This window comes from Thalassotalea euphylliae, from assembly GCF_003390335.1.
Classification (GTDB): domain Bacteria; phylum Pseudomonadota; class Gammaproteobacteria; order Enterobacterales; family Alteromonadaceae; genus Thalassotalea_F; species Thalassotalea_F euphylliae_B.
In genome coordinates this window covers 2,948,568-2,975,045 of sequence record NZ_QUOU01000001.1, presented here as the reverse complement: position 1 = coordinate 2,975,045, position 26,478 = coordinate 2,948,568, and the positions used below count along the sequence as shown (strand labels likewise).

Genomic DNA, 26,478 nt, shown 5'->3' with positions numbered 1-26,478 from the left:
AATCAAATAGAGGGAACATTTTATGCTTTGCTCAAGCAGATATCTTAGTTTCTAACAGTCTAGAATTCACAAGCCATTAAGGCTAAAAGCTCGGGTAAGTTAAATAGTAGGTAGTGTATCCGGATTATCACCAGGGGTAGGGGTAAGCGGTAGGTGAATGAACACAGCATTTATTTCAGTGTTGTAGTTAGTAGTAACCAAGAGGAGAGTGTTGTGATCGGCTGACAGTCTGATGGTTGACAACTACAATGGAGATAGTCGTGTCGGCCTTTAATTCTTACTCTGCACTTTACCCTCAAACCCCTTTATCAACTAATCAAGCATCAACCGCGACTAACGTCGTTTTTATCGCTGGTGATCTCGCTCATGCCGATTACTTATTGGGCGAACTGGCAGCCACTAACCAGATCCATTTTTTCAATCACTTTGTTGAGCTGTTTAGTCAGCTTGAGCAAGTTATCTCGACCCAATCCTCAGTGCATTTACATATATTCTGTCATGGTCAGTCTGGACACTTGCAGCTGGGTGATAACAAGTTGGATGGGCAAGCGCTTGCTGACTATGCGGAAGTGATACTACCGACGCCAATTTTTAACGTTACTGCCTTGCATTTTTATGCCTGTCAGCTTGCCAAGGGGGAGCTAGGGCAAGCCTTTATTCGCCAATGGCAAGCGATCTGCCAGTGCCCTGTCTACGCCTCGTCTGACAAATTGGGTAATGCGGCGTTAGGCGGCCAGTGGCAGTTCACCTCGTTTTCTGATTGGTTGAATGTGCGGCTAAATGCGCACCTTAATGAGCAAGTTGACGATTACTTTGATAGCGCACTGGAACTGCAATTAAGTACGCCGATATTGCCAGCCAGTACCATGGCGCATTATCCCGGCTTGCTAGATCCATTAACGGATGAGCGAGTGGTTAATACCGTCACCGAAAGTACCCAACAAAATGCCCATACTAGCGTGTTAGCAGATGGTAGCTATGTCACGGTCTGGCAGTCTATTAGAGAGAGTGGCACTTGGGGAATTTATGGGCAGCGCTTTAGTGCCGATGGCGGGCCAATAGGTCATGAATTCGCAGTTAATCAGGTGGTACCAGGTAATCAGTTAGGTCCGCGTATTACGGGTTTAGATGACGGTAGTTTCGTTGTAGTTTGGTATGGAACAGGCGGTATAGATACAAGCGGAAATGGTATTTACATGAGGCGTATTGATGCTGCCGGAAACCCACTTTCTGATGATATTATCGTGAATCAACAGCTCAGTGGAACGCAGGATACTCCTGACATAGCATTACTCTCTGACGGAAAGTTTGTAGTAGTTTGGAATGATGGTTCGTCAAGTCTGGATGGTAGTGGTGCTGGTATTATCGGCCGATTATTTAATGCGGATATGAGTGCCGCCAGTAGTGAATTTTTAATTAATAGTACAACTGCTGGTGCCCAATTTGAAGCGCGCGTAGATGCGACTGCTGGTGGCTTTGCCGTAACTTGGGTATCGCCCGGCTTAACCGGCGGTAACAGTAATGATATTGCCGCTCAGCGTTTTGATAATAATGCGGCGCTGGTTGGCAGTGAAATATCCGTCAGTTTACAAACGGGTAGCCAACGTCGCCCAGATATTGCCTATTTTAGCGATGGTGGCTTTGTCGTCACCTGGTGGGACGATACTGGCGGACTTGATGGTAGTGCTCATGGCGTTTATGCGCAGGTCTTTGATAATACTGGTACGCCAACGACAGGGCTGTTTTTAGTTAATAACACCACCTCGTCTAACCAAGATCTGCCCAGTATTGCAGTGCTGGGTAATGATAACTTTGTGATTGCTTGGGATGGCAATGGCACGGGCGATAGCAATGGCGTGTTCTATCGCGAATACCAACAAGATGGTACGCCTGTCGGTACTGAGCAGCTCGCCAATAGCACCACAGCAGGCACACAATCGCTGCCATCGGTTACAGCGCTATCAGGTAATAATTTTTTAATTGATTGGACTGACAGTGCTTTGGATGGCAGTAGTAATGCGGTGGTTCAACGACTATTTGGCGATTTGGCCAGCTTTACTGGCCAAGCAAACCCACAAGTGCTGGATTTTGTCTCCAATATTACGTTTGACGAAAACACCGTTAATGCCGCGCCGCAAATACTCGATATTGCGGTTGCTGTGGTCGATAGCGACTCCAGTGACTTTGATGGTGGTAGCTTGTCATTTGAATATATAGTTGGCGGTAGTAGTGAAGATAACCTGACCATTCGCAACCAAGGTAATGGCGCCAACCAAATCAGCGTCAGTGGCAATACTGTTAGCTATGAAGGTACGGCGATCGGCACCATTGCCGCAGATGGCTTAACGGGTAATAGCTTAGTGATTGATTTAAATGCTAACGCTAATCCCACTTCGGTAGAAGCTTTGCTGGAAAATATCCAGTACCAGAATACGTCCCAATCACCACAGTCACAACGGACCTTATCTTTACGTTTAACGGATGGTGACGGCGGTGGTAGTGAAAATGTAAGTACGGTGATCAATGTCACCCAAGTAAATGATTCCACGGTATCTGCGGGGCCAACCAGTATCGTCAATACCTACTTTAATTCGACACAAGAAAATGCCGATATTGCCGCTTTTGATGATGGTAGCTTTATCATTACTTGGGATAGTTTTTCACAAAACGATGCCAGCAATTATGGTATTCATGCGCAGCGTTATAGCGCTGATGGCACGCCGATAGGTATTGAGCTGCAAATTAACCAAAGCGACCATGGCTTTACCGATACTTCACAGCGCTATCCGGCGGTAGCAACCTTTGCTGACGGCAGTTTTATGCTAGCTTGGACTGGTGCTGGCGGCTCTGGTGAAGATAGCCAAGGGGCATATGGGCGAATTTTTAATGCCGACGGCACCCCCGCGACAGATGATTTTCAGTTAAATGAATTTACCTCCAGCACCCAGCAGTTTGTCGAGTTGCAACGTTTATCAGATGGCAATGTCGCTGCGGTATGGGAGTCTTTCGGCGCAGATGGGAGCAGTTACGCGATTGTCGGGCGCATATATACGCCAGCAGGTACACCAGTCACCAGTGAGTTTGTGATCAATACCACTACGACTAGTAATCAGCGAGACCCATCTATTGATGCGTACAATGGTGGTTATTTGGTCAGCTGGCATGCAGAAGGCTTAACGGGAGGTAATAGCAATGATATTGTTAGTCAGCGCATCAATAACGACGGTACCTTAGATGGCACTGAAATTGTTGCTAATTTAGGAGAGGCAGGCGCTCAAATACAAGCCACCGTGGCGGCCTATTCGGATGGTAGCTTTATTGTGGTCTGGAGTGGTGTTGGCACCGACGACAGCAATGGCGTTTTTGGTCAACGTTTTGATGCCAGTAACAACCCGTTGGGCAGTATCTTTAGGGTCAACGAAACTACGGCCAATACACAGAACCGGCCGGAGATTGCTATTCTAGACAATGGTAATTTTGTCGTGACTTGGTATAGCTCAAATACCGGTGATGTCTTTCGCCGCGAATTTGCCGCAGATGGTACGCCGATAGATAGTGAAGTCCGAGTCAACAATACCTTTACTAGTAATACCCAGCAATTGCCAGTCATAGCTCATACCGGAGGTAATAATTATGCCATCGCCTATCAATCTAATGGCGGTGAAGACGGCAACAGCTCTACCATTTTACTCGACCTATTTGGCAGCTTTAATCAGCAAAGCAACCCTTTAGTGGTTGGCTTTGAGACGGAGTACACCTTTTCTGAAAGTGGCGTCAATGCGGCGCCTGTTATTCTCGAAACTGGCATTTCAGTGACCGATATTGATTCCGCCAATTTTGATGGCGGTAACCTTACCGCTGGCTATAACATAGGTGGCGGCAGCGAGGATCAGTTAGGTGTTCGCAACGAAGGTAATAACCCCGCGCAAATTGGAGTGAGCGGTACCACTGTCAGCTTTGGCGGCACAGCAATTGGTACTATAGTGCTTGATGGCAGTAATGGTACGCCGCTCAGTATCAACCTTAATGCTAATGCAACGCCGGCAGCGGTTGAGGCGCTACTGGAAAACCTCACTTATCAAAACACCTCACAAAGCCCAACAGAAAGCCGTGGTGTGTCGGTGCGTTTAACCGACGGTGACGGCGGTGCATCAGCAAATCAATTTTCCATCATTAATGTTAATGCCGACCCTGACTCAACGCCAAGTACCAGTGGGCCATCGGTGGTTAATAGTTACTTTAACAGCACCCAGCAGCGCCCCGGTGTTGATGGTTTTGACGACGGCAGTTATATCATTGTTTGGGAAAGCTATGGTCAAGCTGATGTCAGCACTGGCTTTGCTAGCATTCACGGTCAGCGCTATAACGCCGAAGGTAACCCAATTGGCGTCGAGCTACTGATTAATCAAAATGAAATTCCTTTTATTAACACTTCGGAGATCACTCCAGATGTGGTGACCTTTGCTGATGGCAGTTTTGTCGTCGCTTGGCGTGGTGCTGGCAATGGCGATAGTGTTGGTATTTTTGCACAACGCTTTGATGCCAATAGTGTGCCCGTTGGTGATACCTTCTTAATCAACCAATTTACCAGTAGTACGCAAGAAGCGATCCAACTAACGCGCTTGAGTGATGGCAACTTTGCCGCCGTATGGCACTCAAATGGTGGTGATGGCAGCAGTTGGGGCATAAGTGCTCGCATTTATCAGCCAGATGGTACGCCAGTCACCAATGAGTTTGTGGTTAATAATTTCACGGCTTCTAGTCAATTCTTCCCCACTGTGAGTGCTTATAATGGCGGTTTTGTCGTCGGTTGGGAGTCGTTCGGTCAAACGGGCGGCAGTGATTACGACATTATTGCGCGCCAAATCAATAACGACGGCAGTTTTGCCAGCGGTGATATTGATGTCTCGCTCGGGCAGTCAGGCGATCAGCGCAATGCTCATGTCAGCGCCCAAAGTGATGGCAGCTTTGTCATGGTGTGGGAAGATAGATCAGGGGCTTCTGATGGTAATGGCTATGCGATAGTCGGGCAACGCTTTGACAGTGCCGGTAGCCCAGTCGGCAGTCAGTTTTTAGTTAATCAAACCTTCTCTGGCAATCAACAGGTGCCAGAGGTGAGCTATCTTGCCAACGGTAACTTTGTCGTCACTTGGTATGACCCGGCGAGCTCAGATGTCCAACGCCGTGAATTCGATAGCAATGGCAATGCTATTGACGGCCAGCAGACCGTCAATATACCGGGCTTTTCATCAACGCAAAACAATCCGGCGATCAGCCATTTAGGCAATAGTAACTATGTTATCGCGTTTGATTCCAATGGCGGCGAAGATGGCAATGGCACAGGTGTATTTCAAAATTTATTTGGCCCGAGTGGCTTGCAATCTAACCCTGAAATCTCCGGCTTTTCTGGAACAACGTTTGCCGAAAATGATGTCAACACCGCACCGCAAATTATCGACCCCGGTGTTTCGCTTGTTGATATTGACTCGGCCAACTTTGACGGTGGCCAGCTAACCCTAGGCTATTTGCAAAATGCTCGAACCGATGATCAACTTGGCGTTTTCAATGAAGGTAATGGCCTAGGTCAAATTGGTGTGTCCGGCAATAACATTTCATATTCAGGAACACAAATCGGCACTATTCAAGCCAGTAATGACGGTAGTAATGGTGGCCGGTTAGTGATTGATTTAACGGCCAATGCGAGCCTTGCTGCAGTGGAAGCACTGTTAGAGAACCTCACTTATGCCAATACCTCGCAATCCCCGCTGACCAGTCGCAGCCTTTCGTTGAATCTCGAAGACGGCGATGGCGGTAGCACAGGGCATGTTCCCTTTACCATAGCTATTACACCGTCATCAGAAAGCAGTGAGTCTGTGTTTGGGGTAGAGCGCATCAATAGTTATATCAGCGGTACTCAATACGATCCGCGTGCCGACAGTGGTGCCGATGGCAGCTATGTCGTCACTTGGTATTCACAAAACCAAGATGGCAATGGGCAGGGAATTTATGCCCAGCGTTTTGATGCTAATGGTATTGCGCTAGGTCGTGAATTTCAGGTCAATACCAGTACCACAGGCAACCAAACCAATCCAGACGTTGCCGTGCTCACTGATGGCACTTTTGTGATTGCTTGGGATGGTGCGGGCATTAACGATCCGGGCCAAGGGGTTCATGCTCAGCGTTTTGCCGCCGATGGTACGCCGTTAGGGGCTGAATTTAACCTGCGCGCATTAACCGATACCTCTGAGTTCAGTGTTGCCTTAACTGCATTAAGTGACGGTAAATTTGCTGCCTCATGGACAGACAGCAGTGATATTGCCATTCGTTTATTTAATGCAGATGGCAGTCCAGTGGCGGATGAATTTATTGCCAATACGACCACCACTAGCAGCCAATTTTCTTCACACATTGCCAGCTTTAATGGCGGTTTTATTGCTACTTGGATTTCTAACGGCCAAACCGGTGGCAGTAGCAATGACGTTGTCGCGCAGCGCTTTGATAACAATGGTAATCCTGTTGGCGCTGAAATTGACGTTTTCTTAGGCAGTGGTAATCAATCGGTTGCGCAAGTAGCAGCATTTACTGACGGCAGCTTTGTCGTTGCCTTTCAATCGGATAGTGATGGCAGCAGTAATGGCGTCTTTGTTCAGCGCTTTAACTCGGACGGCACCACCAATGGCAGTGCTATCCAGGCGAATCAAACAACAGTTAATTCGCAAGCTAATCCAAGTGTGATTGCACTGGCTAATGGTAACTTTGTGGTTGGCTGGGACGGTAATGGTGCTGGTGATAGTGATGGTGCCTTTGTCAGAGAATTTGACACTAATGGCAATCCCATCAATGGCGAAGTATTAGTCAGCAGTACCTCGGTATCCTCAGCCGACACACTAAATCTGGTAGCGCTTGGCAATACCAGTAATTATCTGGGGGTTTGGGCGGATTTTAATATTACCAGTGCAGGTGGCAGCAGTTGGGATATTTACCAAAATATCTTTGGTAATTCCGCTGACTTTAACCGCCAAGCAAATCCAGTACTGGATGATTTAACTGGCGTTCGCCAAATTGTGCAGTCCAACTCTGCCGTGCCTGTGCATATTGACGCGGATGTGTTACTGACCGATAGCGACTCGGCCAATTTTGATGGCGGTTATTTAGATTTATTCCATTTAACTGCAAGTGATGCCGACGATTTACTGGCAATTGCCTCAACAGGTACAGGCACTGGCCAAATTCAACTGACTGGCAACGATGTGCAATATCAAGGTACTAGCATAGGTACCTTAGATAGCACCGAAAATGGCTCCGGCGGGGCTGGTTTACGGGTTGACTTTAATAGCAACGCAACGGCGATGGCGGTGCAAACGTTAGTTGAGAGCCTGACTTATGCCTCACAAAATAATGTGGTTGGCGATCAATACCTTGGCCTGCGTATTAGTGACGGTGACGGCGGTGTTAATGGACCGATGCAGATCTTTATTGACCATACCACCGCCATTAACCCGCCAAACTTACTGGTTGAAGATGTTGAACCGAGCGCGACCTTTGATGAAGCTGATGTGCAAAACCAATTAGCGACTATCGACCCAGCGATTAACTTCGAATATAACGGCAGTAATAGCTTAGTGAATGGCCGGGTAGAGCTGTCATTTACTTCTGTATCTAGCTTTGAAGATACCTTAGGCGTGGTTAATCAAGGCACAGGGACTGGGCAAATTGGCGTATCTGGCACAGATATCACTTTTGAAGGTACTAATTTTGCCACGATTGACGGTGTGCTAAATGGTCAAAATGGCCAAGACTTAACCATTAACCTTGGCGCTAACACCACAGAGCAATCAGTTGAAGCCTTACTGGAAGCGTTAGGGTATGGCACCACCAGTGACGCACCGCCAAGCCGCACTTTGAGTGTATTTGTCGCCGACAGTGGCAATCAAATCTCTAATTTATCCAGCATTGCACTTGCCTTTAATCAAGACGATACCGGTAGCGAGCTGCTGTTTGATCGCGACATCATCAATCAATTCCAAACCGGCAATCAAGTCACACCTGCAGCGGCGATTTTGGTCGGCGGTGGCTATGTGGTGGTTTGGGAGTCGCAAGACGCACAAGATGGCAATAGCGGTGGCATTTTCGCGCAACGTTTTAATGATGTTGGTGAGGCCTTAGGCAATGAAATTCAAATCAATGAGCGCACCTTTGGCGATCAGCAGCAGCCACGAGTCGCAGGTTTAAGCGACGGCAGTTTTGTCGTCGTCTGGTCAGGACCATTGAGCGACGAAAGCAGCAATACTAATGTTTTTGCTCAGCGTGTCGCTGCTGACGGTAGTTTGCTAGGCAGTGAAATTCAAGTGAATACCTTAGCGGCCAATACCCAAAATGATCCCTTTGTTACTGCCATTCCCAGTGGCGGTTTTGTCGTTTCATTTACCAGCAGTGATGGCTCGCTAGCCGATATTAGCGGTGATGCTGTTGCGCTGCGTTATTTTGATAACGCAGGGGTGCCAACAGGCCCTGAAACCTTGGCTAATACCTCATTTGCTGGCAATCAGAGTTATGCAGCCATGGCAGCCACTAACAGTGCGTTGTTGGTGGCGTGGAATACGTCGACGGGTGATGATATTGATGCCCGCATTTTTAACCCTGCCAACGGTAACGAGCTAGTGGCAGAGTTTCAGGTTAATAGCACTGAATCCGGTGATATTTGGATTGAACCTAGCGTTACGGCGCTAAACGATGGCTCCTTCTTAGTGATTTGGGGTCATTTTATCGATGAATTTGACACTAACTTCTGGGGCTTTAGAGGGCAACGTATCGGCGCGGATGGCAGCTTTATTGGTGACGAATTTATTGTTAATACCGCCCAAACCGTTTGGACGAGCCAAGATGCCGCTGAAGTGACCACCTTGGCCAATGGCAATGTCATGGTGGTATGGGGCAGCAGTGTTGGCGGCGGTGGTGAAAATATTTATGCGCAGGAATTTGATGTTTCTGGCACCACACCAACGAAAATTGATGGCCCACTATTTGTTGGTAATGGGCCAAGCACAGATCATCAAAATACCGTAGTGGCGGTTGGTGCTAATAGCGCGGCAGTGATTTGGTCTGGCTTTAACTTAACCACACCGACCAACAGTACTTATGAAATTGGCCAGCAGTTAGTTGGCCCTGCGGGCGATATAGTTCGTCAGCTAAATCCGGATATTAGTAACTTACCTGACACGGTTTCACTGGCCGAAGATAGCGGCCCACAAACCTTCTTAGCTGGCGTTGATTTATTGGATTTTGATTCGGCAGATTTAGACGGTGGCTCGTTATGGCTAAGCGTGATCAGTGGCTATGGCAGTTTAGATGAAGTGCAAGATGCGGCGAATCAAGACAACTGGTCAGTGCGCAATCAAGGCACAGGTACCGGAGAAATTGGGGTAAGTGGCTCGGCGATCAGCTATCAAGGCACTAATATCGGTACCCTTGTCAGTGACGGGCAGGCGGGCAACCCGCTGCAAATCGACTTTAATGCTAATGCTACTCCTGATGCGGTCACGGCATTGCTACAAAATATCACCTATGCCAATAACTCTGCAGGGCCTGTGTTAAATCGCGAAGTTGCGATTCGCGTTAGCGATGGGGATGGCGGCTCGAATAGCAATCAAACCTTTACACTGGAAGTTACTCCGGTTGCTGATGGCAGCACCGCGCAAGGCGGCGATGTGCTGGTTAACAGTTATTTACCGGGTAATCAGACACTACCTAATATTACCGCTTTTAGCCAAACCACAGGCGATTTTAATGGTTACTATGTGGTCACTTGGCAATCGGATGGTGCACAAGACGGCAGTGGCAACGGCATCTTTGCGCAAATTTTTTCGCCAGACGGTACCCATTACGGCAATGAAGTCGTCGTTAATACGTCAACGTTTGGTGAGCAAACATTGCCAATCGTGGTTGAAACCGCTAATGGTTTTGTCATCGCGTGGCAAGATAATAATGGCGTTGATGCTAGTGGTTTCGGCATTATTGCCCGTCAATTTGACTTTAGCGGTAACCCCATCGGTGATGAGTTTATTGTTAACGAAACGACGGTCAGTACACAAGCGGCTCCCGGACTCGTCGCACTGAATAACGGCGGCTTTGCCGCCACCTGGCAAGGCAATGGCGATCAAACCGGTAATATTGATAACAGTGGTGCCTTCCTGCGCCTATTTGATAGCAATATGCTGCCAACCACAGGCGAAATCTTGGTTAATGAATTAGCAACTGGCACCCAGTCGCAAGTGGAAGTGACACAGCTTGCCAATAATACCTTAGCAGTGACATGGCAAGATAGCAGCGGCACCATCAATGGTCGTTTATACAACCTTGATGGTTCGCCAGCGGGGAGTGAATTTACTGTGCCGGGCAATCCGGGCACTGAATTTGATCCAGATATCGTGGCACTGAGCGGTGGTGGCTTTGTTGTTGTATATACCAATGACTCTGATGGCAATAGCTGGGGCACCTACGCGCAAATCTATGATAACAGCGCCAATACGGTCGGCGATGAATTCAGGGTGAATGATAATGTCAGCGGCCTTCAGTACCAAGCGCGCATAGCGGCAACCGACAATGGCGGTTTTGTCGTTGCTTTCTATGACACGGCAAGCCCAGATCGTATCGTTGCCCAACAATTTGATGCAACTGGCGAGCGCATTGATAACCAAACCACAGTTAATGTTGGCAATGTCAGTACAGACCAACAACCGGATGTTGCGGGTTTGCCGGGCGGCGGCTTTGCAGTGACTTGGTCCGGGTTTAATTTAGAGACAAATCCCACTAACAGCACCTATGGCGTTTTTGTCCGTAACTTTGGCAGTGATGGCCAATTTTCAGCAGATATTGGCTCACTGAATTTGGCAGGCTTGCCAGCTAATATCAGCTTGGATGAAAGTGATGTCCCACAACTATTGCTCCCCTCCGTTGATCTTGATGGTGGCAGCGGTAATAACTTTGATGGCGGTATGCTGTGGATCAACGTGATTGAGGGTTACGGTGAAGCAGCTCAGTTCCCAGATTCAAATCAACAAGATAACTTCTCGGTGCGCGATCAAGGAAATGGCGCAGGACAAATTGGCGTATCTGGCTCGACCATTTCAATTGGTGGCGTGGCTTTTGCCAACATAGTTGATGATGGTCAAAATGGCAGCCGCCTAGCGATTGAGTTTGGTGCCAACGCGACACAAGAAGCGCTTACCGCGCTAATTCAAAATATCACTTACCTCAATGGCTCTGATGGTCCTGCCAATAACCGGACGATTTCGGTGCGGGTAAACGACGGTAATGGCGCATCAACCTTGAACAATATGGTTAACTTAACGGTTAACCCAATTCCTGATGGCGCAACGCCACAAGGCGATGATATTCAGGTGAACACCTTCGAGGCCAATGATCAGCAAAATTCAGCGGTGACCGAATTAAGTGATGGCAGCATTGTCGTGGTATGGCGCTCGAACTTACAAGACGGCTGGCAAGAAGGCATAGTTGCCCAGCGTTTTGACAGTAATGGCGCGCCGATAGGTAATGAATTTATTGTCAATGAGTACACGCCTCAAGGTCAAAATCTACCGAGTGTTGCTGCTGTTAACGGTGGTTTTGTTGTCGCTTGGCAAGGGCGAGGCGAGTCAGATACCGCAGGTGTGCATGCAAGGCTCTTTGATCTTAATGGTGTGCCACAAGGTGGCGACTTTACCCTTAACGACACGTTAATTAGTACTCAAGATATGGTCAACCTGACCGCACTTGCCAATGGCGGTTTTGCCGCAGTTTGGGATGGTAATGGCGCCGGTGATGCGAATGGTATATTCCTGCGCCTATTTGACGCCAGTGGTAATCCGACTACTGCCGAAATCTTAGCTAATGAAGTGGCCTCAGGTACGCAAACTGTGCCAAGAGTCAGTCAACTCAGCGATGGCAAACTGGCGGTTGTTTGGCTAGAAAGTAGCGCGGTTGAAGGGCGCTTGTTTAATAGTGATGGCACTCCATTTGCTGGCGATTTCAGTATTCCCGGTAATCCGGGAAATGAATCAGAGCCTGCTATCGCCGCGCTTAATGGTGGCGGCTTTGTGGTGATTTATACCAACGCCACTGACGGCTCCAGTAATGGCGTTTACGGCCAACTGCTGGATAACAGCGGTAACTTAGTGGGTAGCGAATTCCGGGTAAATGAAGCAACAGCTAATGGCCAGTCGCAGCCAGAAGTGACTGCCACCGCTAATGGCGGTTTTGCGGTCAGTTACTACACCGCCAATAACCCAGACCGCATTCTGGTGCAGCAATTTGATCAAGACGCTAATCTTATTGATGGCCCGATTGTCGCCAATCAAGGTAATGTCAGTACCGACTGGGAGCCTAACATTGCCGGCCTCAGTGGTGGCGGTTTTGTCACCACTTGGTCTGGCTTTAATCTGGAAGACAGCAATACCAATAGCTATGGTATTTTTATGCGCTTATTTGGCAGTGATGGCCAATTTGTGCGCAGTCAGGCACCTCAAGTTCAATTGGCCGCGAGTGCCATTAATTTTACCGAAAATGAAGTAAATTTTGCGCCGCAAACCTTAATTATTGGCGCAGGTGTTGCTGACATTGATTCCACCGATTTTGATGGCGGTCAGCTGGTGATCAGCCGAATTTCTTCCTATGGCCAAGGGGATCAGCTAGGACGCCAACCTTTCTTCCCACAAGATAACCTGAGCATTTTCGATCAAGGTAGCAATCCCGGGCAAATTGGCTTAACTGGCAATGTCGTATTTTATAGCGGCGTGCAGATCGGCACGCTCGCATCCAGTGGCCTTAATGATAGCCCCTTGGTAGTTAATTTTAATGCCAATGCTACCGCGCAGGGAATAGAGGCACTGCTCGAAGCGGTTAATTACCGTAATATCTCAGATGCGCCGGAGCCAACGCGCACTTATAGTGTGCGCGTAACTGATGGCGACGGTGGTAGCAGTTTGGCTAGCTCTATAGATGTCAATATTAGCCAAAACCTTGATGGCAATGAGCCAACACTGGTTCCTGAGCGCATCGCCAATACCACGCTGGCAGGGAGTCAGGAGTTATCTGCTGCCACAGCGCTGTTCGATGAGATTACCGGAGACCTCGCTGGTTATGTCGTTACTTGGCAAAGCAGTGGTGAAGTGTTTATGCGCATCTATGATGCGGATAACAACCCGATTGGCAGTGAAATTCAAGTCAATCAAACCACACTAAATACGCAAGACAACGCTCAGGTGCAAGGGCTTGCCAATGGCACCTTTGTGGTTAGCTGGAACTCAGACGGTAACGATGCGCAAGATGCCAGTGGCGACGCTATTATTGCTCGCATTTTCAATAATGACGGCACCACAGATGCAGGTGCGAGCCATGGCGGTAATGAATTTATTGTTAATACCACCACCAGCAGTACGCAAACCAATTCCCAGTTGGCGGCGATGCCCAATGGTAATTTTATTGTTGTTTGGCAAGACAATGGTGGCGCGCTAGGGGATGGCAGTGGCGCCTCCATTATTGCACAGCGCTATGACGTTGATGGCAATGCCTTAGGCGGCGAATTCCGCATTAATACCACGACAACCAGCGCCCAAGATTTACCGGATGTTGCCCCCTTATCACCCAGTGGTGCCTTGCCACAAGGTGGCTATATTGTCACTTGGCAAAGCCCAGATGGCAGTAGTGATGGTGTATTTGCGCAGGTGCTCGATAATAACGGCAATTTAGTTGGCCCAGAGCTGGCCGTCAATTCAATCACCAGTGGCAATCAAACCAATATCTCGGTTGGTGGCCTCGCTAATGGCGACTTTGTTATTGTTTGGCAAGAGCCTAGTGCAGATTTAGGTAGCACGGGCATATATGGACAACGCTTTACCTTTTCTGGCAGCGCTCCGGTTTCGGTTGGTCAACAATTCCGGGTGAACGATATTCAGGCAAATGCGCAAACTGATCCGCATATCGTTGGTTTAGATACCGGAGGGTTTGTTGTTTCCTATTCACAATTCGACGGCAGCGGCGATGGTATTTTTATTCAAGAGTTTGATACTAATGGCCAGCTAATCGACCGCGCACAGCAAGTTAATCAGAATACGACCAGTACGCAGTCTCAGTCAGCGCTGGCGGCACTGCCTAATGGTGGTTTCCTTGTTTCTTGGAGCAGTTTTAACAGCCCTAACAGCAATGATATTCAAATACAGCGTTTTGAAAATCAGGCGCCACAAGTCACCGATTTTGGTGTGCAAGGCAATGAAGATGAAGTGATTACCATTGATGCTTCACTGTTTATCAGTGCCTTCGACGATCCTGAAGGTGAGCCGTTACAACAAGTGCAAATTATTACCCCGCCCATCAATGGGGTACTAAGTTTTAATGGCAGCCCAGTGACTCCGGGTCAACTTATTGATGTTGTTGATTTGCAAAATGGCACTTTGAGTTTCTTAGGAAACCCCAATTTCAATGGCATTGACCAGTTCACTTGGTCGGGCAGCGACGGTGTTAATTTTGCCGACCCAGCAGCCACGAATATTACTTTATTGCCGATCAACGATGCACCGGGTTTAGACGTTGGTAGTGATGATACCGGGATTGAAGGTATCTCCACCAACCTGTTTACGCATACGATCAACTTTGCCGATCCCGATGGCGATACTTTCTCCATCAGTATTGATTGGGGTGATAGCACGCCGATTCAGCAAATCTCAACGGGCAATACCACAGTCAATACTTCGCACTTTTACCGAGATGATGGCAATTACACGGTTACTGTCACCGTTGATGATCAGGCTGGTCAACCAAACAGCGTCGAGCAAGACAGCTATAACGTTGTTATCGACAACGTTGCGCCAACGCTTAACCTGACGGGCGATAATACGGTTGAGCAAAATGCTACCTACAGCTTGACGCTGGGCGGGGTCATTGATCCCGGCGATGACACAGTGACCCAGTACTCTGTTGACTGGGGTGATGGCACTGTCGATATTTTTGACAATGTTAGCGCGCCACTGCCCGAAACCGTGATCCATACCTACACCGAAATTAACAGCTTTACCATTAGTGTTGATTTGGTGGATGAAGATGGCACTTTTGAGGATGTCGCGACTAAGGACATCGATGTGAGTGCTCCGGCGGAAACCATTACCGTTGATGCAGGCGTAGACGAAACCATTAACGAAGGCAGCTCTATTAGTCGCCTCGTCAGTTTTACCGACCCAACCGATCAAGACCCAGTAGGCTGGAATTATGAAATAGATTGGGGCGATGGCACAGTGCAAACGGGCTTACGCTCGAATGACCGCGATTTTAATATTTTCCATCAATACGCGGATGATGGCGTATATAACGTCGTCGTAACGGTCACCGACGATGCGGCTAATCAGATAGGCACAGATACCTTCGATGTCACCGTTGATGATGTTATTCCAACCGTCTCGTTATTTGGTGCAACAAGTGTTAACGAAGGTTCACCTTTGACCTTGACGGGGGCTATTGTTGACCCCGGCGATGATCCCGTCTCTGAGTATGTGATTGACTGGGGCGATGGTACAGTGGAAACCATCACTTCTGATACCTTTGCGTCAATTGAGCATACCTACGCCGATGGGCCATTTGGTTATACCATCAGTGTTGATGTCACCAATGATGACGGTACTTTTCTCGATGCTGGCAGTCGCTTTATTAGCGTCTTGAACGTTACACCAACATCAACAATCTCTGGCCCGACTGAGCTTGATGAAGGTCAAGAGGGCACCTTTACCTTTGGCGCTATTACCGATCCCGGTGTCGAAACAATCACAGCTACAGTGATCAACTGGGGCGATGGCACAACAACACCTTACACAGGTGCTGGCGATTACACCCATACCTTCACTGATGGCGACAGCAACAGCACACCAAATATACGTTTAGAAGTCACCGATGAAGATGGCACCCATATCGCGGCCAATCAGTTTGTTACCATTAACGATGTGCCACCAACGCTTACCGTCAGCGGTGCTGCCAATACAAACGAGGGCAGTAACTATGTGTTAAGCCTATCAAATCTGGTCGACCCCGGTGACGATCCTGTGACTGAATATCTGATCGATTGGGGTGATGGTAGCCCGGTGCAAGCAGTGCTTATTACGGGGGATACCAATGTCAATGTCGATCATGTATTTACTGATGGCCCTGACAACCACACAATTTCGGTCAGTATTGTTAATGACGACGGCACCTTCCCTGGCGGTACGCTAGATGTCATTGTAGATAACGTTGCGCCAGATACCACAGCAACGGGTGCGGATGATGTTAATGTCAATGATGTTTACACCTTAACATTAGGCGCCATTATTGATCCCGGTGACGACACTATTGTCGCCGATGGTATTACCGTTGACTGGGGTGATGGCACGGTTGAGACCTTCTCGTCGGTTGGTGATGTTACTCATGCGTATGCCAGTGATGGCTTGTTTACCATATCGGTTGATTTGCAAGATGAAGATGGCATCTTTACTAACGTTGCCAGCAAGGATGTAACTGTTAATTTGGCTACGGCTCCAGTGGTGCCCTTTATTAACGTCGCCGATATTGTTGTTTCAGAAGATGGTGGCACAGCAGATTTTACCGTCAGACTCAGTGAAGCAACTACGCAAACGGTAACGGTGGAAGTAGATGCTGTTTCAGGTATTGCGATTGTTGGTTCGTCAGGATCGAACCGAGACGCAGCTTTTAGTGCAACGATTTTGGTTACCTTCAATCCCGGTGAAACTGAGCAGTTAGTGCAAATCCCGGTGTTTAATGACACGGTAAATGAACAGAATGGAGAGTCTTTCTTTATCAACCTGTCAAACGCTGTTAATGGTGTCATTGGTCGCTCTGAGCTTACTGGCACTATAGTGGACAATGAGGTAGTGCCGGGAACGCCTCCTGTTATTCTTATTAGTGATATTGTTGTTGATGAAAGTCGTGCCGAGGCGATTTTTGTATTAGAGCTTGATCGTCCTACTACCGATACAGTCACTGTCGATTACACCACGCAGAATGCCAGTGCACTAAGTGGTAGCGATTATACAGCGGTGTCAGGTACAGCGACCTTTGATCCTCGAGAAATGGTGCAAAATGTTCGGGTGCCACTGATCAATGACTCGCTAGCAGAAACCCTAGAAACCTTTAACTTAGTACTTTCCAACGCCAGTAATGGCGTAATAACCGACGCTATTGGTACTGCCACTATTGATGAGAGTGACCAAGCAACCCAAGCCTTACCTGTCATTAGTATCGCTGATACTACCGTCAGTGAAGATAACGGCTATGTGGAATTAGTGGTCAGGCTGAGTGCGCCGAGCACGGATACTGTTAGTGTCAGTTATGCAACGGGCAGTGGTATCGCGCAATCGACCACAAGTTTTAATAGCTCGACAGATTTGTTATTGCCGAATCCAGAAACACTGAACTTTGCACCGGGCGAAACAACGAAGACCGTGCGTTTACCGATAGTTAATGATGCGGTGAATGAGCAGCAAAGTGAGGTACTGTTTGTCCAGCTGTTTAATGAGAACAACGCCACGTTAGAGCGGACAGAGAATATCATTACCATAGTGGACAATGAGACTAACCTGACTGGGCTGCCAGTGATTCAAATTGCCGATATGGTGGTGGATGAAAATACGGCCGAGGTGGTGTTTAGTTTAGAACTGGATAGGGCTTCATCCGATACAGTTACTGTTGATTACACCACGCAAAATGGCAGTGCCGAAAGTGGCCTTGATTATATTGCGGTCTCAGGTACCGCCAGCTTCCGTCCGAGAGAGATGGTGCAAAATGTCCGCGTGCCACTGATTAATGACTCGCTAGCAGAAACCCTAGAAACCTTTAACCTCGTCTTATCCAATGCCAACAATGCAGTGATTACCGATGCTGTGGGCACAGCGACCATTGATGAGAGTGACCAAGCAACCCAAGCCTTACCTGTGATTAGTGTCGCTGATACTACTGTTAGTGAAGATAATGGCTATGTGGAGTTAGTGGTCAGGCTGAGTGCGCCAAGTACGGATACTGTTAGTGTCAGTTATGCAACGGGTAGTGGTATCGCGCAATCGACCACGAGTTTTAATGGCTCAACGGATTTGTTATTGCCGAATCCGGAAATATTGAACTTTGCACCGGGGGAAACGACGAAGACAGTGCGTTTACCAATAGTTAATGATGCGGTGAATGAGCAGCAAAGAGAGGTGCTGTTTGTCCAGCTGTTTAATGAGAACAACGCCACATTAGAGCGGACAGAAAATGCCATCACGATTATCGATAATGAAACCAACCTAACCGGACTGCCCGTGATTCAAATCGCCGATATGGTGGTGGATGAAAGCAGTGCTGAAGTGGTGTTCTCGTTAGAATTAGACAGGGCTTCAGCAGATACAGTTACTGTTGATTACACCACGCAAAATGGTAGTGCTGAAAGTGGTCTTGATTATATTGCGGTATCAGGTAGGGCGAGCTTTAGCCCATTTGAAATGGTGCAAAATGTGCGAGTGCCGTTGATCAATGACTCGCTGGCAGAAACCTTGGAAACCTTTAACCTCGTTTTATCCAATGCCAACAATGCAGTGATTACCGATGCTATAGGCACAGCGACCATTGATGAGAGTGACCAAGCAACCCAAGCCTTACCTGTCATTAGTATCGCTGATACTACTGTTAGTGAAGATAATGGCTATGTGGAGTTAGTGGTCAGGCTGAGTGCGCCAAGTACGGATACTGTTAGTGTCAGTTATGCAACGGGTAGTGGTATCGCGCAATCGACCACGAGTTTTAATGGCTCAACGGATTTGTTATTGCCGAATCCGGAAATATTGAACTTTGCACCGGGGGAAACGACGAAGACAGTGCGTTTACCAATAGTTAATGATGCGGTGAATGAGCAGCAAAGAGAGGTGCTGTTTGTCCAGCTGTTTAATGAGAACAACGCCACATTAGAGCGGACAGAAAATGCCATCACGATTATCGATAATGAAACCAACCTAACCGGACTGCCCGTGATTCAAATTGCCGATATGGTGGTGGATGAAAATACGGCCGAGGTGGTGTTTAGTTTAGAACTGGATAGGGCTTCAGCAGATACAGTTACTGTTGATTACACCACGCAAAATGGTAGTGCTGAAAGTGGTCTTGATTATGTGGCGGTATCCGGTACTGCCAGTTTCCGTCCATTTGAAATGGTGCACAATGTTCGGGTGCCGCTGATCAACGACTCGCTGGCAGAAACGCTTGAAACCTTTAACCTCGTCTTATCCAATGCCAACAATGCAGTGATTACCGATGCTGTGGGCACAGCGACCATTGATGAGAATGACCAAGCAACCCAAGCCTTACCTGTGATTAGTGTCGCTGATACTACTGTTAGTGAAGATAATGGCTATGTGGAGTTAGTGGTCAGGCTGAGTGCGCCAAGTACGGATACTGTTAGTGTCAGTTATGCAACGGGTAGTGGTATCGCGCAATCGACCACGAGTTTTAATGGCTCAACGGATTTGTTATTGCCGAATCCGGAAATATTGAACTTTGCACCGGGGGAAACGACGAAGACAGTGCGTTTACCAATAGTTAATGATGCGGTGAATGAGCAGCAAAGAGAGGTGCTGTTTGTCCAGCTGTTTAATGAGAACAACGCCACATTAGAGCGGACAGAAAATGCCATCACGATTATCGATAATGAAACCAACCTAACCGGACTGCCCGTGATTCAAATCGCCGATATGGTGGTGGATGAAAGCAGTGCTGAAGTGGTGTTCTCGTTAGAATTAGACAGGGCTTCAGCAGATACAGTTACTGTTGATTACACCACGCAAAATGGTAGTGCTGAAAGTGGTCTTGATTATATTGCGGTATCAGGTAGGGCGAGCTTTAGCCCATTTGAAATGGTGCAAAATGTGCGAGTGCCGTTGATCAATGACTCGCTGGCAGAAACCTTGGAAACCTTTAACCTCGTTTTATCCAATGCCAACAATGCAGTGATTACCGATGCTATAGGCACAGCGACCATTGATGAGAGTGACCAAGCAACCCAAGCCTTACCTGTCATTAGTATCGCTGATACTACTGTTAGTGAAGATAATGGCTATGTGGAGTTAGTGGTCAGGCTGAGTGCGCCAAGTACGGATACTGTTAGTGTCAGTTATGCAACGGGTAGTGGTATCGCGCAATCGACCACGAGTTTTAATGGCTCAACGGATTTGTTATTGCCGAATCCGGAAATATTGAACTTTGCACCGGGGGAAACGACGAAGACAGTGCGTTTACCAATAGTTAATGATGCGGTGAATGAGCAGCAAAGAGAGGTGCTGTTTGTCCAGCTGTTTAATGAGAACAACGCCACATTAGAGCGGACAGAAAATACAATCACTATTGTAGATAACAATGGGGCGACTGGCTTACCGGCGATTATTCTAACTGACGCTATTGTAGATGAAGCCAGCAATGAAGTGGTCTTTACCGTCGAGTTATCTCGTCCAAGTGAAAATACAGTAACATTCGACTATGCGACTGTTGCCGGTAGCGCTGATACGAGTGATTTTATACCCGTTTCTGGTACTGCTAGCTTGCGTCCATTTGATATGGTGCAAACCATTAGAGTTCCGCTAATTAATGATTCTTTGGCAGAAACTCAAGAGCAATTCCATTTACAGATATCGAATGTCGATGGTGCGATTTTGGCGGATGAGTTTGCGACAGTGACAATTGCGGAAAGCGATCAGCCTGTAGCTGTAACTCCTACCTTATCCGCAGAAGATGCGTTTGCCTATGAAAGTGATGGCTATATCGAATTTGTCGTTGAGTTAAGTGCACCTAGCGACAGTAACATAAGTGTTACTTACAACGCGATTTCAGGGACGGCTGTGGTAACTACAAGCTTCAACAGTTCAACAGACTTGTTATTGCCAAATTCCGAGACGTTGAATTTTGCCCCCGGTGAAACAGTCAAAACAATTCGCTTACCCATTGTTGATGATAGCATCCTAGAACCAGATGAGACCTTTACATTGGTCTTATCTGATGCAGTTAATGCCAATATCAGTTCGACGCCGATCATAGGCACTATCTTGGAAGATGGTGGTGCTACCGCGCCATTGGCAATGTCGCCAGCGGGAGATCAAACCATTAACGAAGGCGATACGTTAAGCCTTGATATCGACTTTACTGATGGCCGTGATGCCGCCTTTGATGGTTGGCGTTATTCGGTTGATTGGGACAACGACGGTATTGAAGACGAATCGGGCGAGGTTGCTCCGGGCAGTACCAGCTTTAATCTAACGCGTTTCTTCGCGGATGACCAAGAAGCCAGTGATATCACCGTTAACTTATTTGACTCAGGCAGTGAAGAAATTGCCACTCAAACCTTTAGCTTAACGGTTGATAATGTCATACCGACACTGCCACTAACTGGCGATGATAATGTCGTCGCGAGTACGCCTTACACCTTAACCCTTGGTGCAATAGTCGACCCGGGTGATGATACGATCGTTGTAGATGGAATTACCGTTGATTGGGGTGATGGTACGGTAGAAACCTTCTCCAGCGTTGGTGATGTCACCCATACCTACGCCGCAGCAGGTGACTTTACTATCAGTATTAGTCTGGAAGATGAAGACGGGCAATTTAGCGATGTTGCCACCAAAGCGGTCACCGTAAATGCACCTGCAGCCACTGTCGATGTTGTACCGCAAGCCGATGCCAATATTAACGAAGGTGATAATTTCACCCGCACCATTAACTTTACTGACGGTGAAGATAATGGCACGGCGGGTTGGACAGTGGATATTGATTGGGATGGTGATGGCAATGCCGATCAAAGTTTTGCCACCACGACCACGAATTTTGATATCAGTAATACCTTTACTGATGGCGATGCATCGCCTACCGTGACTGTCACCGTTACCGACGAAGCAGGTGAGAGTGATAGTGAGAGCTTTACTGTAAATGTGGCAAATGTTGCACCAACGGCACCTATTTCCGGTGATGCCAATGTAGATGAAGGTAGTACCTATACCTTAACACTCGGTGATATTGTTGACCCTGGCGATGATACCGTCACCAATGCAGTGATTAACTGGGGTGATGGTAGCAGCACCGCCTATACTGGGGCGGGGGATTATGACCATATCTTTGCTGATGGCGAGACAACACCGACTATCACGCTGGAAGTCACTGATGAAGACGGTACAGTTACCGCAGCAAGTTTAGCCATTACGGTGAACGATGTTGCCCCCACATTAACCCTCGCTGGTGATGCTGAGGTGGATGAAGGCAGCGCATATACCTTAACCCTATCGAACTTAATTGACCCGGGTGACGACCCAGTGACTGAATACCTGATTGACTGGGGGGATGGCACTGCGGTGCAATCAGTCGCCAGCTTGGGCGATGTGAATCATGTCTTTGCTGACGGCCCAGCAAGTCACACCATTTCAGTTAGTATCATCAATGATGATGGCACTTTCCCGGCGGGTACGTTAGATGTCACCGTTAATAATGTTGCGCCCGATACCACGGCAACAGGCGCGGATACCACAATCCAAAATACACTTTACACCTTAACCCTTGGCGCAATAGTCGACCCGGGTGATGACACAATTGTTGCCAACGGTATAACGGTGGATTGGGGCGATGGCACAATCGACACCTTCTCCAGTGTCGGTGATGTCACCCATACCTATGCAGCCGCAGGTGATTTTACCATTAGTGTTAGCCTTGAAGATGAAGACGGCGTCTTTACGGATGTGGCCACTAAAGCGGTAACGGTTAATGAGCCGGCAGGTACGGTGGATATCGTCGCGCAAGCCGATGCCAATATCAATGAAGGTGAAACCTTTAGCCGCACCATTAGCTTTACTGATGGCGAAGACAATGGCGCCGCGGGCTGGACAGTGGATATTGACTGGGATGGCGACACTGTTATTGATGATAGCTTTGCGGTAGCGGCAGGTGCTAGTGACTTTGATATCAGTAACACCTTTGCGGATGGTGATGCTGCGCAAAATGTGACGGTGACAATTACCGACGAAGCAGGTGAGACAGATAGCGAAAGCTTTGTGGTCAATGTTGCAGATGTAGCGCCAGTACTCAACATTTCAGGAGATACCCAAGTTGATGAGGGCAGTCTTTATACCTTAACCCTATCGAATTTAATTGACCCGGGCGACGATCCTGTGACTGAATACCTGATTGATTGGGGGGATGGCACTGGAGTGCAATCAGTCGCCAGCTTGGGCGATGTGAATCATGTCTTTGCTGACGGCCCAGCAAGTCACACCATTTCAGTTAGTATCATCAATGATGATGGCACTTTCCCGGCGGGTACGTTAGATGTCACCGTTAATAATGTTGCGCCCGATACCACGGCAACAGGCGCGGATACCACAATCCAAAATACACTTTACACCTTAACCCTTGGCGCAATAGTCGACCCGGGTGATGACACAATTGTTGCCAACGGTATAACGGTGGATTGGGGCGATGGCACAATCGACACCTTCTCCAGTGTCGGTGATGTCACCCATACCTATGCAGCCGCAGGTGATTTTACTATCAGTATTAGTCTGGAAGATGAAGACGGGCAATTTAGCGATGTTGCCACCAAAGCGGTCACCGTAAATGCACCTGCAGCCACTGTCGATGTTGTACCGCAAGCCGATGCCAATATTAACGAAGGTGATAATTTCACCCGCACCATTAACTTTACTGATGGCGAAGACAATGGCGCCGCGGGCTGGACAGTGGATATTGACTGGGATGGCGACACTGTTATTGATGATAGCTTTGCGGTAGCGGCAGGTGCTAGTGACTTTGATATCAGTAACACCTTTGCGGATGGTGATGCTGCGCAAAATGTGACGGTGACAATTACCGACGAAGCCGGGGAAAGTGACAGTGAGAGCTTTGTGGTTAATGTCGCCAATATTTCACCCACGGCGAGCATTGCAGGTGACGTTGAGGTTGATGAAGGTAGCACCTATACCTTGACCTTAGGGGATATTGTTGATCCGGGTGATGATACCGTGACTAATGCGGTCATCAACTGGGGCGATGGTAGCAGCACCGCCTATACTGGGGCGGGGGATTATGACCATATCTTTGTTGATGGCGAGACAACACCGACTATCACGCTGGAAGTCACTGATGAAGACGGTACAGTTACCGCAGCAAGTTTAGCCATTACGGTGAACGATGTTGCCCCCACATTAACCCTCGCTGGTGATGCTGAGGTGGATGAAGGCAGCGCATATACCTTAACCCTATCGAACTTAATTGACCCGGGTGACGACCCAGTGACTGAATACCTGATTGACTGGGGGGATGGCACTGCGGTGCAATCAGTCGCCAGCTTGGGCGATGTGAATCATGTCTTTGCTGACGGCCCAGCAAGTCACACCATTTCAGTTAGTATCATCAATGATGATGGCACTTTCCCGGCGGGTACGTTAGATGTCACCGTTAATAATGTTGCGCCCGATACCACGGCAACAGGCGCGGATACCACAATCCAAAATACACTTTACACCTTAACCCTTGGCGCAATAGTCGACCCGGGTGATGACACAATTGTTGCCAACGGTATAACGGTGGATTGGGGCGATGGCACAATCGACACCTTCTCCAGTGTCGGTGATGTCACCCATACCTATGCAGCCGCAGGTGATTTTACCATTAGTGTTAGCCTTGAAGATGAAGACGGCGTCTTTACGGATGTGGCCACTAAAGCGGTAACCGTTGAAGATACCTTTGTACCGCCAACGGGGAATGGCGATATGCCAGAATTTAGTTTGCGCAATGAAGATGTCAGTTTGGATTTGGCCATTACCAGTGCTGAGCCAATTAATGCAATTTTGGTCAATTGGGGAGATGGCTCACCAATTGAGTCTTTCCCTGATACCAGCGCACTAGTGCATCAGTACAGTGATCTTGGCTTTTACAGTGTGAGTGTTCAGGTCGTCACAGACTCCGGTACTTTTGACCTTGGCGTAATCGATGATATTGATGTTGGCTTAAAAGTTGGTGAAGCTTCAACATTCCTAAGCTTTTTTGACCCACTCGGTTGGCAAAACAGCTGGACAACGCAAGGTTTGGCGATTGAGCACAAAGCGCAAACTGACAACGCAAGCGAAACGTGGACGCCGGCATCATTTGTGGGGTTCGATTCGTGGCAGCTATCTGGTCAAGATATTGCACTGGGCGACTTAGGGGTGAGCGGCAATACCTCACTGACTAGTCCGGTATTCCAAGAGCTGGATGGTACTGAAGGCCTGCGTGTATCACTAACGGATGCCGCGTTTAATGGCTCACTTACTTTCACCAATCTATTTGCCAACGAAGGTGAAGGCTTGCACGAAGCCGCCAGAATTCAGTTGTTGGCAGACGATGGCAGTTTAATTGAAGAGATGATGGTTTTAGGTGAGGCCGACGGTAATGTTGATATCAGCTTTGCGACAACTCAGGCGTTTAGTTATGTCGTCTTTAATGCCGGTGCTTATGATGGCAGTAATTTTGTCTATGGCAGTTATGCGAACGATAGTGGGGTTGCGACAGCTGGCGAACCGAATTCAGGTAGTGACTTCTATATCGACTATTTACAGTTTGGTTATCGACCTTCGTCCGATCAAGGAAGCGAGCTTGCGAACAACATAGCGCTTAGCCAATCCACGCTAACTAGCTTATCCAAAAAGGATGAGCTACAGCCAGAGAAAGGTGGAATAAAGGAAAGTAATGTTGGCATGCACAGCATTAATGATTCGCAGAAATTGATTTCAGCAAACTTACATAGCTTTGATGTTAAGTTTGATTACGATTCATTGGCAGAAGGCGCCGTTGTTCGCCAAAGTGACGTGAATTTACGCGACAAAGTGGATGATTCAGGCAAAGCGTTAGCAGCAAACCTACACAGCTTTGATGTTGAATTTGATTACGATTCATTGGCAGCAGGCGCGGTTGTTCGCCAAAGCAACGTGAATATACGCGACAAAGCAGGTGACTCAGACAAAGCGTTAGCAGCAAACCTACATAGCTTTGATGTTAAGTTTGATTACGACTCGCTAGTAGCAGGAGAAATTGTTCGTCAAAGTGAAGTCAATGCGCCACAGCAAGTTAATGACGGCGAGAAAGATGGCATCGTAGGGGAGCATACTTTCGGTGTGACATTCGATTTTAATTTATTAATGAGTCAAAACAAGACGACTACTGATAATGTTGAAATGGTTGCCAAACTAGCGTCAGCTAAGGCATCGCCATTGCTTGAGTTAGCTGAACTGATTGAATATGCGAATGCTGACATTAGTCCTTGGGAAGACCAATTGATTGATCGTTATGACGATTTTCAAATGTGGTTAAGGTAGCGAATTAAGTGTGTCGATGTTTTTAACATCGACACGCCGTTTTGTAATCCATATTACTTATCTTTTTGTTAATAAAGATAATATTTTCAAGGCGTAA

Annotated in this window: 1 protein-coding gene; it reads left to right on the top strand. The window is 47.8% G+C overall.

Features of this window, described 5'->3' with window-relative positions:
* The first annotated feature begins 260 nt into the window (after window positions 1–260).
* Complete coding sequence (locus tag DXX93_RS13060) at window positions 261–26,381, top strand: Calx-beta domain-containing protein (protein ID WP_181902222.1); 26,121 nt, start codon at window positions 261–263, stop codon at window positions 26,379–26,381.
* The last annotated feature ends 97 nt before the right edge of the window (window positions 26,382–26,478 follow it).